This window comes from Chitinophaga sp. 30R24 (genome assembly GCF_049056765.1).
Classification (GTDB): Bacteria; Bacteroidota; Bacteroidia; order Chitinophagales; family Chitinophagaceae; genus Chitinophaga.
The window spans coordinates 20,588-33,951 of sequence record NZ_JBJGXX010000019.1 but is presented as its reverse complement, the minus strand read 5'-3'; the positions used below and the strand labels follow the sequence as shown (position 1 = coordinate 33,951).

Genomic DNA, 13,364 nt, shown 5'->3' with positions numbered 1-13,364 from the left:
CTTATGGTGGTTATGCCGAGGGTGTTCACCTCTTCCCATTCCGAACAGAGAAGTTAAGCCCCTCATGGCCGATGGTACTGCAATATCATGCGGGAGAGTAGGTAGCTGCCATACTTATTATAAAAGCCTTGATGTGAAAACGTCAAGGCTTTTTTGTTTTTATACCTTTTCTTGCCAAATACTTTTTCTGAGCAGGAAATAGCCTTTTCTTTTAATAGCCCTGGCTTAATCCTCCAGTATCATCATCTCCCGATAATGCTATATATTGTTTTAAGCAGCGGAATATTGCTTGCTGGTTTAAGTGTTAATGCTTAAGCGTTTATAACGAACTAGATTCTCTTTTGATTAGTTCTACGGGGAACACAAAGTTTTTGGTCACTTTTACATTTTCTTCCTGATTAATCAATTGAACGATGGTTTCTACCGCTTTCTGCCCCATATTATAACCGGATTGTTCTATAGTGGTTAAAGTGGGGGATATAATACGGGAGGAAAGATCATTGGAATATCCTACTACTTTGATTTGTTGGGGTATTGTAATACTCCTATTCTTGGCTTCGCGGATAAAGGCAACAGCAGAGCTGTCGTTAGAGGCAAACAAACCATCTGGTAATTGTGAAGAATCGAATAACTGGTGAGCTGCTATTGTAGCAGCATCCATAGTAAGGTCATTTATATAAACCAGCTTTTCATCGAATGAAATACCGTATTGCGCTAATGCTGCTTTATAGCCGGCCAGCCTTTGTTGGTAAAGATTACAGCTAAGCAGTCCTGAAAAGTGGGCAATGCGTTTGCACCCTTGTTTGATCAGGTGCTCGGTAGCCAGAAAGCCCCCCTTAAAATCATCTCCGGTAATAGTATACCCCTGGAAATCGGAAGGTACCCGGTCATAAAATACCAGTGGGATATTATTTTTAATGAAAGGATTGAAATGGTCGACATTGGTAGTGAACATAGAGGCTACCGCTAACAATCCATCTACACGAAGTGAATAAAAAGTATGTACCAATTCTTTCTCCATCGCCACTGTTTCATCCGATTGACCGATAACGATGCTGAATCCATATTTGTGGGCTTCATGCTGAATACCGCTAATGGCGGTACTTTGAAAGTACATGGAGGTACGAGGTACAATTAAGCCCAGAATATTTGATCGTTTTTTGCGAAGACTGGAAGCAATCCAGTTAGGGACATAGCCCATTTCTGCAGCTGCGTGCTGTATTTTTTCGCGTGTTTCCAGGTTAATCAGTGGATTATTCTGTAAAGCACGTGAAACGGTAGATGCAGAGAGATTCAGCTTTTGAGCAATGTCGTAAATCGTTATTTTATTGGACCGATCTTTCACTTTTTGAGGCTTCAATAAGTAAATAATGAAGCGATATTAAGCATTTTCCGGAAGAATTAATAGGTATTGTGAGGGATATCAAATAAAGCACCCTTTCCGGTATTAGCGGAAAGGGTGCAGATAATTCGTATATACTTGATCGTTATTTAGGATCGAGGGCTTTATTGATGCGGGCAATCAGGTCTTGAACATGACTGCGGGTCATTGCATCGCCAGTGACTGTAGCAGCACGCAGTGTTGTTCTTAGGGCCAGGAGTTGTGTACGGCCAATACCGGCAGCATCAGTTTTAGAAGCAGGTGGCGGCGCATAGGCGGCAAGCATTGGATTAACAGGTGCAGCAGGCGCTAAAAGCTCTGTGAGGTTATCCACAAATGCACGCTGCAGGTTTCTGCGGTAAACATCTACAGATTGATGCGCATAAATTTCTGAGAAGATAGATTTCTGCAGATCGTTCAGCATTTCTGTAGGTGCGTACGCCTTTCCTTCACCTAATGCAGCTTCACCATTTGTTAGTTTATTGAGCGTATTAGTGCTCATTAATCTGTCTAGTATAGGTTCCTGGCGGGAAAGAATCAAGGAACCACCATCAGCGCCAATACGGCTCAGCAGATCTTGATTGAGCAGCCATTTAGGTGTAGTAAAGAGTTGTTTGTTCAGGAATGCGATAGCTTCTTTTTGAGTAGCTTTTGGCACATATTCATACACTACACCATCCTGTTCTATGGTTTTAGGCGTTTCATAGATCCCCCCAACATTTTTGGCTACATGTCCCACGTAGCGGCCAAATTGAGTGGCTATTTCCCGGTATAGTTCAGACAAATTAGCATAACCTTCATTATCAACCTTTGTCCAGCTGAGGAGATTAGGCATAATATACTGAAGGTTCTTAATGCCGTATCCACTGGCTATCATGGCATTGTCGCCAAGATCTTCATTTTGTGATCTTGGATCATCCGGATTACTTTCTGTACCGAACCAATATTTTTTATCCTTCAGTTTTTCGATGGTCCATTTGTTTAGGACAGGAGTTTCTTCTTCCGGAGATTTTACCTGGGGAATTAATTTGTATCCCCATTCAATAGCCCATTTATCGTAATAATTGATGCGAGGGTAGAGATCGGCGCCAGTAATTCCATCTCCGGGCTGAGCTACGTAGTTAAAGCGCGCATAGTCCATAATAGAAGCTGCATGGCTATTTTTCTTCACCCATTCTTTATCGCGTAATTTTTCAACTGGATAAGTAGAGCTGGAGCCAAAGTTATGGCGGAGACCTAATGTATGGCCAACTTCATGGGAAGATACGAAGCGTATGAGCTCACCCATCAGTTCATCACTGAACTGCATATTACGGGCGCGTGGATCGTTAGGAGTGGCCTGTACAAAGTACCAGTTACGCAGCAGGTGCATAACGTTGTGGTACCAGTTAATATGGCTTTCAATGATTTCTCCAGAGCGGGGGTCATGCACATGCGGACCGCTGGCGTTAGGTACATCAGAAGGTTTGTAGACGATTGCAGAGAAGCGGGCGTCTTCGATAGACCAGGTAGAATCTTCTTCCCGGGTAGGCGCCATTTTAGCGATGATAGCGTTTTTAAAACCAGCAGACTCAAAGGCGCTTTGCCAGTCGTTTACCCCCATGATGAGGTATTTACGCCATTTTTCCGGTGTAGCGGGATCAATGTAGAATACAATAGGCTTTGCAGGTTCTACCAGTTCGCCACGTTTGTATTTTTCCATGTCTTCTGGTTTGGGTTCCAGGCGCCAGCGGGTAACCATTTGGAGTCTTTTAACACCTTGTGGATCAGCATCGAAATCGGTAACGCTCGTGGTAAAGTAACCTACACGTGGATCGAAGTAGCGGGGCTGCATGGGTACAGCAGGAAGCAATACCATAGAGCTGTTTAATTCTACCGTAGCGTTGCCACCTGGCAAAGGGGGCATGCCTGGCATCATAGGCCCACCACTTTTACTATAGGTTTTAACAGTTTTGATTTCCGTGTTCATCGGATAAGATTTTACATCGGATATGTATGACTTATCTGGTTGAACACCACCGAGTTTGAGAATATTCTTTACAATGCCATCGAAGAACAGGATATCGTTATCTCCACTGATATACTCTGTCATGTCTATGATGGCACCCTTACCATTTTTAGACGATGCTTTAATATCGAATGCAGCCACAATAGGCTGCAGGTTAGAATTCCTTACAGAGGTGAACATGGGCTGTGTGGAATCTTTAGATACCTCAGAGTAGGAGATATTTTTAAGGAAGATGCGTTGGTTAGGCCCTTGTTCGAAGCGGATTACATTTTCGCCGATAATATCGCCACTAAAGCCCATCATCATGGCACGAAGGCCGGCTGCGGATTTGGAGAGGCGGTTTACTACGAGTATATCCCTTCCCAGCAGGGAATCTGGAATTTCAAAGAAGTAGTGGTCTTCCTGTTTGTATATGTTGAATAAACCAGAGTCGCTCTGGGCTTTATCGGTAATAACATCTGCAAAAGGCTTCGGGCCAGCTTTCGGGCCTGGTTTGATCATGGGAGGCTTACCGGTAGAATCTTTAGCTGGAGCAGGAGTAGTTGGCGTAGTATTCCCCGCATGTTTTTTCCCTTGAGCATAGGCAGGGCGGAGCACTGTAGTACCCAGGCATAGCAAGGCCGCCATGGCTACTATCAGTTTGTGATTGGTTGGCTTGTTCATTACAGTTTAATAAAATGGTTTTTGATGATCGTGTGGCATTTTTTTTAAAACACTTTGCAAGTAAGTATATTAAGTATTAACTTATCAGGAAAATCCATAAGCGTAGTAATGCCTGTAGGAATGGAAAAAATGCTGTGAATTTGATAAGAAGATGTTAAAACACTAGTTGCGCAGGCAACTTTTTTTATGTAAATATTTGTTGTTATAGCAAACAATACTTTCATATGGCCGGGATAGATAATAAGGTGCTGATATTCACGTCCGTATTGAGTTTTAGAAGGGGTAGCGTGAGCATATTTGATCATATAGTGCCAGATAAGGGGTATTTTGGCTGAAAGTGTTGACTGGAGAAGGATAAAATCTGTTCTCGGAATTGTAAGATTTCTGTTGGAACATTTGAATTTTTTCTTAAATTGTGCGTCCAACTTTGAAGAATAATCAAATAATTTCAAGAATTGGACAGTAACAATCAGTTGTGAGAACTGCATATTGGTTTATTCGCTTATGTAAGTGTTTGCTCTAAAAAACGAGTGGTATAAAAAGCCCTGTGATGGGGCTTTTGCGCGTGAAGGTTAATTTTTGTGGGTTTTTTCGGGCTGCACTTGTTTTTTTGGACCAACCTTATAACTTTGCGAATCACTGAATAAAACAGTAAATTGAGTGCTGAGGGGCATTCCATGTAAATCGTAATTAGTAACTTCTAACAAACAATAGTTTAATTTTTAACACTAAAATTTCAATCAACATGGCTGAGACTAAAACAACTGTGACTGCAGCTACAGCTAAGGCTTCTTCTCATCAACCTAAAAAGTCATCCAACCTGTTCGCGGCGTTGGCTGTGCCTATTTGCTTAGTAATAGGTTTTCTGTTTTACTTTTTTGTATTAGGTAACCCAGCCAACTTCCAGGGTAACAATCCAGAAGGCAACCCAATCGAGTCTGGTCTTGGTAAATGGTTTGGTACTGTATACAAAGGTGGTTTGATCGTACCTGTGCTGATTTCTGTATTACTGGTTTGTCTGACTTTCGTAATTGAGCGTTTCCTGTATCTGACAAAAGCAAAAGGTAAATTCAGTGGTTCTGAGCTGGTACGTAAAGTACAGTATCACCTGGCTAATCGCAATATAGATGCAGCACTGGCTGAGTGTGACAAACAAAAAGGTTCTGTGGGTAATGTACTGAAAGCTGGTCTGAAAAAGTACAAAGAAATGATATCTAACACTGATCTGGACACAGAACAGAAGATCCTGACTATCAAAAACGAAATCGAAGAAACCACTGCACTGGAACTGCCAATGATGGAAAAGAACCTGGTGTTCTTATCTACTATCGCATCAGTAGCAACTCTGTTAGGTCTGTTCGGTACAGTATTGGGTATGATCCGTGCGTTTGCGGCGATGTCTACCGGTGGTGCACCAGATTCTGCACAGCTGGCAGGTGGTATCTCCGAAGCGTTGATCAACACTGCGCTGGGTATCGGTACTTCCGCTATCTCCATTATCATGTATAACTACTTTACTACCAATATCGATAGCATCACTTACGCTATTGACGAATCTGGTTTTACTTTAACTCAGAGCTTTGCTGCTAACCACAAATAATCTTTTGATTATTTTATGGAATGCAAGCGGTTTTGAATCTTATTAAAGTGAACTATAAAACAGAGTAAAGATGCCTAAAGTTAAAATGCCAAGGAAAAGCACCAACATTGACATGACGGCAATGTGTGATGTGGCTTTCCTGCTGTTAACTTTCTTTATGCTGGCAACTAAGTTTAAACCGGATGAACCGGTAACAGTAGTTACCCCATCCTCTATAAACACTACCCTTTTACCTGATTCTGATGTGTTGTTATTCACAGTAGATAAGGATGGCAGAGTGTTTTTCAGTATGGATGGACAGCCAAAAAGAAGAAAGCTGATAGAAGATTTGAACACGCAGTACCATCTGGGCCTGGATGAAAAAGAGATAAAGAGCTTTGTAGTAGGCGCCAGCGTGGGAACACCAATTAAAGATCTGAAGCAATATCTTTCTTTAAGCGAAGATCAACGTAAAGCTTCCGGTTTGGATAAAGGTATACCTACCGATTCTGCGAACAATGAATTAGGTGCTTGGATTGAATATGGTATCGCTGCTCAAGGTGGTAGCTTCAATAACCTGAAGTACTGTATCAAAGCGGATAACCAGACTCCTTATCCTAAGATCAAGGAAATCCTGGATACCTTCAAGAAGAAACACATTCAGAAACTGAATCTGGTAACAAACCTGGAGGAACCTCCAAAAGGTACAGCCGCCTGGGAAGAACAACAGGCTAATAAAGAGGCTGGTAAAGAGTAAACGACAGCAACTACTTCCTGACCTGGAAGGCTGTTGATTTAAGAACTAAAAAAAATTGGCTACTATGGCAGAAATGGATACCAGTAGTAGTGGTGGGAAAGGGAAAAAACATGGTGGAACGAAATCCAAAAAACAATCTACTCGTGTGGATATGACACCGATGGTGGATTTGGGTTTTCTGTTGATCACCTTCTTCATGCTTACCACTACCATGTCCAAGCCCAAAACAATGGACTTGATCATGCCAAAAGATACCGATAAAGAAGAAGATCAGAACAAGGTAAAAGAAAGTACCGCACTGACTATCTTACTCGGGAAAGATAATCGAGTTTACTATTACGAAGGTTTAGCGCAAGATCCTAACGCTTCTGCTAATCCTGACTTCTTCAAGGCAACTAGTTTTGCTAACACCGGAGGAATCAGAGATGAGATCATTAAGAAAAGGGATGAAGTAGCTAGACAGAGAAATGCAAAGGGTGAGCCAGAAGACGTTGTAGTAATTATAAAAGCTGATGATGAGGCTAGTTATAAAAACTTCGTGGATATTCTTGACGAAATGGCGATCAATCGTATCCAACGTTATGCAACGGTAGACATCAGCGATCAGGATAAGAAGTGGATTCAATCCACCGAAGCTGCGAATGGTGTTAAATAGTCTTGTGGAATTAATTATTTTTTTGCATCCATCATAAAACAACAACAATGGATTCTGCTAAAGTCTTAAAGTCCGATTTTCTTGATATCCTGTTTGACGGCAGGAATAAAGAATATGGGGCGTACGATTTGCGGAGACAGTATAATAAACGTGTGCGGAACGCCATTTTGGGAACTGCATCTCTGTTTTTTATCTTCTTTGCAACGTACATGATCACACAGTGGGTGAAAGCTTCTGAGGGAGAAAGTACCAAGAAGCCTGTGATTCAGGAAATTAAGATGGAGGAAGTGAAGTTACCGGATGATCCGAAAACACCACCTCCACCACCTCCACCGCCTGCACCACCACCACCGGTAAAACCGTCAGTACAATTTACTCCTCCGGTTATCAAGAAAGATAACGAAGTACCACCGGATGAGGAACCTCCTAAACACGAGGATATTAAAGATAAGGCCATCAGTACTAAAACTGTAGAAGGTGATCCTAACGGGGTAGACCCAGGACTGCTGGAAGACAGCAAAGGTACAGGTGTGGTAGCCGCGCCTCCTGCTCCTGCTAAAGAAGAGATCTTCACTTTCGTAGAGCAGCCTCCTACCTTCCCTGGTGGTGAAGAAGCGCTGGCGAAGTACCTGAACAAAAATATCCGTTACCCACGCGTTGCGCAGGAAAACGGTATCTCTGGTACAGTATTCGTTCAGTTCGTAGTAGATTCTGAAGGAAACATTAAAGATGTAAAAACAGTAGGTGCCGCAAAAGGTGGTGGCCTCGAGGAAGAAGCTATCCGCGTGGTGAAAACCATGCCTAAATGGAAAGCTGGTAGACAAAATGGCCGCCAGGTTTCTGTACAGTTTAACCTCCCTATCCGCTTTACTTTGCAGGAGTAGTACTGTTTCTAAAAATATTCGAAAGGTCCCGTTCCAATACCGGAACGGGACCTTTTGATTTTATGTACGTAAATTTGTGCCCTCTTAAATTATAACAGATATGTTGGGTAAATTAACCGGATTTGATGATACCATTGTTGCTGTAGCTACTGCTCCCGGTTTGGGCGCCATTGCTGTAATCAGGCTAAGTGGCCCTGATACCTATACTATCTGTAACCAGTTATTCCCCTCTAAAGATCTTACAGGGCAAGCTACCCATACCCTGCATTTTGGTAGCATTGTTGCCGAAGGACGTGTAATAGATGAAGTAGTGGTAAGCCTTTATAAAGGTCCCCGTTCCTATACCGGGGAAGATGTAATAGAAATCTCCTGTCATGGCTCTCCCTATATCCAACAACAAATTATTGACGCTACCGTGAAAGCAGGCGCCCGCCTGGCCAAACCAGGGGAATTTACTCAACGTGCATTTCTCAACGGCAAGCTAGACCTTACCCAGGCAGAATCAGTGGCGGATCTTATCGCCAGCAATTCAGCGGCGTCCCATCAAACAGCGATGCAGCAAATGAGAGGAGGTTTTTCCAAAGAGCTACAGGCCCTGCGCGAACAACTAATCACTTTCTCTGCGCTTATTGAATTAGAACTTGATTTTAGCCAGGAAGACGTGGAATTTGCCGACCGCTCAGGATTATATACCCTTGTTACCAATGCTACCGGCACGGTGCAACATCTTATAGATTCCTTCCGCATGGGCAACGTGATTAAAAATGGAGTAAATACGGCCATTGTTGGTAAACCCAATGCCGGTAAGTCTACTTTGCTGAACACCCTGCTGAATGAAAACAGGGCTATTGTGAGCGACATTGCCGGTACCACCCGTGATACCATCGAAGAAGTACTCAATATAGATGGTATTCTTTTCCGACTCATTGATACTGCCGGCATACGCGAGAGTCAGGATACCATTGAGCATATCGGAGTGCAGAAAACCATGGAGAAGATCCGCGAAGCAGGAGTAGTGGTTTATTTGTTTGATGTGAACGAACTCACTGTTACGGATATACGCAATCAAATAATAGCATTCGAAGCCGACCACATTAACTATCTATTAGTAGGAAATAAAACGGATGTAGCCGGCAAAACAAACATACAATCAAAGTTTGCCACCATCCCCGGTATCCTGTTTATCTCAGCAAAAAATCATGCGCATATCCAGGAACTGAAAGATACCCTGGTACAAAAAGTAATGGCCGGAGACATCAATACGGAAGATACTATTATCACCAATGCCCGCCACCACGCCGCTTTACAGGAAGTATTTAAGTCGCTGCAAAATGTAAAACAGGGCATGGACAATGGTTTGCCAGGAGACTTATTGGCGCTGGATATAAGATTATGCCTTCACTATTTGGGAGAGATAACCGGAGAAGTAACGAATGAGGATCGGCTGGATTATATTTTTAGTAAGTTTTGTATCGGGAAGTAAGCCCTTTCTTTTATTTACATCTACTTTTCTTTATTTACCTAACATAATGCTTATCAGTGTTGCATCTTGACAGGATGCCTAATTTTTCCTTTGTTTTATTTTGTTGTTGATCCATAAACCTCTAAATTAGTAATAAGATACGGAGGTACAAATATACATGGGGAAATAGGGAAATAATGGCAGTAATTGACAGTATAGGACAGTGATAGACAGTTTAGTTCATCCCCAGACAGTAGCCTCCGAATAGTTCCAATTTCAACTTCTAAAAAATGAGTAGTCATTTAAGGATAAAGAAGATTTGTGAGCATTGCGGAGAAGTGTTCATCGCCCAAAAGACAGTAACCAAATTCTGTTCGCTTACCTGCGCCCGCCGCAATTATAAACTACGTGAGAAAAAAGAACGTGTACAGAAAGTAGAGTCGGAAACAAATATTCAACTTCTCTCTAAATCCAGGTTGGTTGACACCCCAGCCTCAAAGCCATTGGGGGACCTGATAGATATTAAGGCGCTGTCTTCTCTTACCAGCATCAGCGAACGCACTTTATTCCGGTTGATTAAAGACGAGGATTTTCCCAAGCTGAAAGTGGGACGTAGTCTTCTTTTTCACCGGCAAACCGTGATAGATTATTTAACCACCAAATACGGGAATATATGAGAGGAGCGCTGAGAAATAAGAAGCTGAAGAGTGGGAAGCTCAGTCTTTATATAGACTATTACCCGCCTGTATGGAATCCACAGGCGAAACAATACACCCGGCGGGAGTTCCTGAACCTGCATCTTCATGCTAATCCTGTTACTCCATTGGAAAAACAGGAGAACAAACTGTATAATGAGATAGCTGAGAAAATCTACCTCAAACGAATGAAAGCCCTGATGCTGGATGCTAACGGCTTGTATAATAAAGATGCACTGGATGCCGATTTCTACGTGTATGCTTTGAACTTCATTCGGGGTAAACAGCGGGAAGGGGTGGATACCACTCATCATGAAACGGCTATCAAGTACCTGAAACGTTGGATGGGTGAACATTTTAAATTCAGAAACATTGATGAAATATTCCTGAAGAAGTTTAAAGAGTACCTGTTAACCACCAATTCCCTAAAGTCCTCAAAAGCGAAGCTCGCCCAGAATTCGGCTGCTTCTTACTATGATAAATTTGTTCTCATCATTCAGAGTGCTTTCCTGGATAAGTATCTACCGGAAGATTATACTTTGCGTGTACCGCGAATCAGTAATGTAGACACGTTCCGGCAGATAATTGATGATGAAGAGCTGAGATTATTATTGGAGAATCCGATTGATGATGACACTGTTTTTCGGTCTTCCATTTTTGCTTTGCTGAGTGGCTTCCGGTTTAGTGCTATCAAGATTCTAAAATGGAGTGATCTGCATTACTCTGAAGCATTGAGTACCTGGTACGTGTATATTATAGACCCCAAGCCCGAACGATCTTTCAAGCATTACATCAGTCAGCAAGCGGTTGATATATTAGGAGAGAAGCAGGAAAGAGATAAGCTAATATTCCCGGATCTGAACTATTCCCGTACCCGCAGCAGGTTACAGGAATGGTTTGCCAGTGTGGGTTTAAAAGATAAAGCTAAGTTCCATAACTGGCGGCATAAGTACGCAACAGACCTTATTGAGAAAGGAGAGGATATTTATGTTGTCAGCAAAATGCTAAATCATAAGCATGTGAAGACTACCCAGATTTACGCAAAGGTGCCGGATACAAATAGGGCTAAAGCAGCCAGCAAGGCTATTAATAAACATTTAAATTAACCCCACATGAGTTTATCGCCTATTGAGCAGAGATTGGATCGGATGGAAAGCGACATCCAGCAGATCAAAAGTATGCTGTCTGAATTGCTGGACTTATCTAAGGGGGCTTTTCAATCGCATGCCCACGAGAATATTATGTCGGCTAAGGAGGTGGCGGATCTGCTGCGGCTGGATGTAAATGTTATTTATGGTAAGTGCACCAAAAGGGAGATTCCTTTTTTTAAGATGGGGAAGCTGTATAAGTTTAAGAAGTCGGAGATATTGGAGTGGGTGAAACGGCAGGGTGATAATGGTACTCTTTCTGTAGATGATTATGTTAATCGGTATTTACAAACACATACTTTGAGAGGATAATCTAGCGTAATAATAAAGTATTTAATATACTTGTCTAGATGAAATTTTCTTTTTAAGATTACTATAAATTATTAGTTTTGAATTCTTATACATTTATCACAAGTAAAAATAATTACTAGTCCTAATGTAGTAGACCCGATTGTAACCCGATTTATAACCCAAATTTTTCCTATTAGATTTTGACATTTTCTATGACCAGTCCCTAACCACTAGATACTTATTAAACAAGTATTCATTTGATTGATGTTTTTAATCCACTATCGCGTCCAATTTCCACGGAGCGAATAGGACTCCTATTATATAATAAATTTTCTCACTAAATAAAATGAAAAATGGAAAAAAAACCAAAATTCACATTTGATGCTGAAAGCAAAGCTCTTTTGTCAGACGCTGCTCAGTCATTAAAAGACAATGACTTAGATCTTTTTAAGACAATCATGGATGAATCCTTATCCGCTGCATCTACTAGACCTTTCCCAGAAGGAACGTTTGTAAAGAATGTTCCAACTCCTAGAAGAACGGCTGAATAAGGCTAAACAATTGGGTGATATTCCAAATCACCCAATTGCTCTTTTTAATATGGCAGAATTTTGTAGGAAGTTTTAATTTTTTTCTGATATGGTGGTTCGGCAGTTGGTAATTAAAGTAGCTAGTAGGTGTAATCTTAATTGTACCTACTGTTATATGTACAATATGGGAGACCTCTCTTTTAAAGGGCAACCTAAATTTATGAGTGATGATACTGTTGATGCGTTGTTAGAGAAAGTTAAGCAGCATTCTGATTTACATAAGCTCAAATACTTTGATTTTGTTTTTCATGGTGGGGAACCTTTATTATCTGATCGGAAATTTTTTGAGAATTTTATAATTAAAGCAAAGAAATTATTATTACCTGATACTACCCCTTATTTTTCCCTTCAAACAAATGCTGTTCTAGCAGATGAGGAATGGAGCTTATTCTTTAGTAAGAATGAAATTTCAATTGGAGTAAGTCTTGATGGTCCCAAAGAAGCTAATGATAAGTATCGAATTGATCATGCAGGAAATGGATCTTTTGATAAGATAATTGTCGGACTCAGAAAGCTGTTAAAGCACAATCAAGTGGGTGTTTTATCAGTAATGAATCCGGAGGTTAAACCTTCTGATTTGTATTCGTTACTAAAAAAAGAAAGACCATCAAGTTTTGAGGTGTTGTTTCCGGAATCTAATTATGACAAGCCTCCATTTAATAATATTCATTATTTAGACGATGGTGAAACTATCTATGGTAATTGGCTTATTGAATTATACCAACTCTGGAGGGATGATAATAAAGACTCGCGACCGTATATAAATATATTTAATCAAATAATTAGGCTGATTTTAGGTTACAAGGAGAAAGGAAGTGAATCTTTGGGTACGAGAGATAATGACGTATTGGTGATAGAATCGGATGGAAGTATCGAACCTGCGGATACACTAAAGATTTGTGGGGATTCTTTTACAAAGGTCGGGTTGAATGTGAATAAGAATCTGCTTGATGAAGCTTTTAAGACGGAATTAGCGTCTTTGTATTATAAGAGTCATACAGCCTTGTGTAGTAAATGCCAGAATTGCGATATTAATCAGGTCTGCGGAGGGGGAATGCTTGCACATAGATATAGCAGAGAAAACGATTTTCAAAACCCTTCAATTTATTGTAAGGATTTGATGAAACTAATAACTTTTATCCAAAATGATATTGTTCGGATATTACCTTACAAGGTCAGAGTGGAGAGTGGTATTGATCTTTTGACATATGAAGATGTAGTTAATAGATAATTTCAACTACAAGTGTGAAA

General features: G+C 41.1%; 12 protein-coding genes and 1 rRNA gene. 11 read left to right on the top strand and 2 right to left on the bottom strand.

All coding sequences use genetic code 11. The annotated features are described in order from the left end of the window. The first annotated feature begins 2 nt into the window (after positions 1 to 2). Positions 3 to 114, top strand: a 5S ribosomal RNA gene (gene rrf / locus ACDQ55_RS21025). Between the two features lie 205 nt (positions 115 to 319). Here rrf and ACDQ55_RS21020 read toward each other — a convergent pair. Then, on the bottom strand, positions 320 to 1,345 hold the full coding sequence (locus ACDQ55_RS21020) for a LacI family DNA-binding transcriptional regulator (RefSeq protein WP_420983613.1): 1,026 nt from the start codon (positions 1,343 to 1,345) through the stop codon (positions 320 to 322). A gap of 142 nt (positions 1,346 to 1,487) precedes the next feature. Further along, positions 1,488 to 4,052 (bottom strand): zinc-dependent metalloprotease, encoded by a 2,565-nt coding sequence (locus ACDQ55_RS21015; RefSeq protein WP_420983612.1) that lies wholly within the window; start codon positions 4,050 to 4,052, stop codon positions 1,488 to 1,490. Positions 4,053 to 4,797: 745 nt separating this feature from the next. Between ACDQ55_RS21015 and ACDQ55_RS21010 the strand changes: the two genes are divergently transcribed. From ACDQ55_RS21010 to ACDQ55_RS20965, 10 genes are all read left to right on the top strand, one after another. Continuing rightward, positions 4,798 to 5,652 (top strand): MotA/TolQ/ExbB proton channel family protein, encoded by an 855-nt coding sequence (locus ACDQ55_RS21010; protein WP_420983611.1) that lies wholly within the window; start codon positions 4,798 to 4,800, stop codon positions 5,650 to 5,652. A 70-nt stretch (positions 5,653 to 5,722) separates the two neighbouring features. Further along, a complete protein-coding gene (locus ACDQ55_RS21005) occupies positions 5,723 to 6,388 on the top strand; it encodes an ExbD/TolR family protein (protein WP_420983610.1) in 666 nt (221 codons plus the stop codon). A gap of 64 nt (positions 6,389 to 6,452) precedes the next feature. Continuing rightward, positions 6,453 to 7,043, top strand: coding sequence for an ExbD/TolR family protein (locus ACDQ55_RS21000; RefSeq protein ID WP_420983609.1), 591 nt, complete (start codon positions 6,453 to 6,455; stop codon positions 7,041 to 7,043). Between the two features lie 47 nt (positions 7,044 to 7,090). Then, positions 7,091 to 7,927, top strand: coding sequence for an energy transducer TonB (locus ACDQ55_RS20995; RefSeq protein WP_420983608.1), 837 nt, complete (start codon positions 7,091 to 7,093; stop codon positions 7,925 to 7,927). A gap of 100 nt (positions 7,928 to 8,027) precedes the next feature. Beyond that, entirely contained in the window at positions 8,028 to 9,410 is a 1,383-nt protein-coding gene (gene mnmE, locus ACDQ55_RS20990) for a tRNA uridine-5-carboxymethylaminomethyl(34) synthesis GTPase MnmE (RefSeq protein ID WP_420983607.1), read from the top strand. A 269-nt stretch (positions 9,411 to 9,679) separates the two neighbouring features. After that, entirely contained in the window at positions 9,680 to 10,066 is a 387-nt protein-coding gene (locus tag ACDQ55_RS20985) for a helix-turn-helix transcriptional regulator (RefSeq protein ID WP_420983606.1), read from the top strand. After that, positions 10,063 to 11,190 carry a tyrosine-type recombinase/integrase gene (locus ACDQ55_RS20980; protein WP_420983605.1) on the top strand — a complete coding sequence of 376 codons (1,128 nt, stop codon included), beginning with the start codon at positions 10,063 to 10,065 and terminating at the stop codon, positions 11,188 to 11,190. Before ACDQ55_RS20985 ends, ACDQ55_RS20980 begins: the two co-directional genes overlap by 4 nt. 6 nt (positions 11,191 to 11,196) lie before the next feature. Continuing rightward, complete coding sequence (locus ACDQ55_RS20975) at positions 11,197 to 11,544, top strand: helix-turn-helix domain-containing protein (RefSeq protein ID WP_420983604.1); 348 nt, start codon at positions 11,197 to 11,199, stop codon at positions 11,542 to 11,544. Between the two features lie 332 nt (positions 11,545 to 11,876). Then, entirely contained in the window at positions 11,877 to 12,074 is a 198-nt protein-coding gene (locus ACDQ55_RS20970; RefSeq protein WP_420983603.1) for a hypothetical protein, read from the top strand. A gap of 88 nt (positions 12,075 to 12,162) precedes the next feature. After that, positions 12,163 to 13,344, top strand: coding sequence for a radical SAM protein (locus ACDQ55_RS20965; RefSeq protein ID WP_420983602.1), 1,182 nt, complete (start codon positions 12,163 to 12,165; stop codon positions 13,342 to 13,344). The last annotated feature ends 20 nt before the right edge of the window (positions 13,345 to 13,364 follow it).

What these genes read in the sequence shown, in the direction of transcription:
- ACDQ55_RS20965 (WP_420983602.1), top strand. Translation starts at nt 12,163, where the DNA reads ATGGTGGTTCGGCAGTTGGTAATTAAAGTAGCTAGTAGGTGTAATCTT.
- ACDQ55_RS21005 (WP_420983610.1), top strand. Translation starts at nt 5,723, where the DNA reads ATGCCTAAAGTTAAAATGCCAAGGAAAAGCACCAACATTGACATGACG.
- ACDQ55_RS21010 (WP_420983611.1), top strand. Translation starts at nt 4,798, where the DNA reads ATGGCTGAGACTAAAACAACTGTGACTGCAGCTACAGCTAAGGCTTCT.
- ACDQ55_RS20980 (WP_420983605.1), top strand. Translation starts at nt 10,063, where the DNA reads ATGAGAGGAGCGCTGAGAAATAAGAAGCTGAAGAGTGGGAAGCTCAGT.
- ACDQ55_RS20975 (WP_420983604.1), top strand. Translation starts at nt 11,197, where the DNA reads ATGAGTTTATCGCCTATTGAGCAGAGATTGGATCGGATGGAAAGCGAC.
- ACDQ55_RS20970 (WP_420983603.1), top strand. Translation starts at nt 11,877, where the DNA reads ATGGAAAAAAAACCAAAATTCACATTTGATGCTGAAAGCAAAGCTCTT.
- ACDQ55_RS21000 (WP_420983609.1), top strand. Translation starts at nt 6,453, where the DNA reads ATGGCAGAAATGGATACCAGTAGTAGTGGTGGGAAAGGGAAAAAACAT.
- mnmE (WP_420983607.1), top strand. Translation starts at nt 8,028, where the DNA reads ATGTTGGGTAAATTAACCGGATTTGATGATACCATTGTTGCTGTAGCT.
- ACDQ55_RS21015 (WP_420983612.1), bottom strand. Translation starts at nt 4,052, where the DNA reads ATGAACAAGCCAACCAATCACAAACTGATAGTAGCCATGGCGGCCTTG.
- ACDQ55_RS20985 (WP_420983606.1), top strand. Translation starts at nt 9,680, where the DNA reads ATGAGTAGTCATTTAAGGATAAAGAAGATTTGTGAGCATTGCGGAGAA.
- ACDQ55_RS20995 (WP_420983608.1), top strand. Translation starts at nt 7,091, where the DNA reads ATGGATTCTGCTAAAGTCTTAAAGTCCGATTTTCTTGATATCCTGTTT.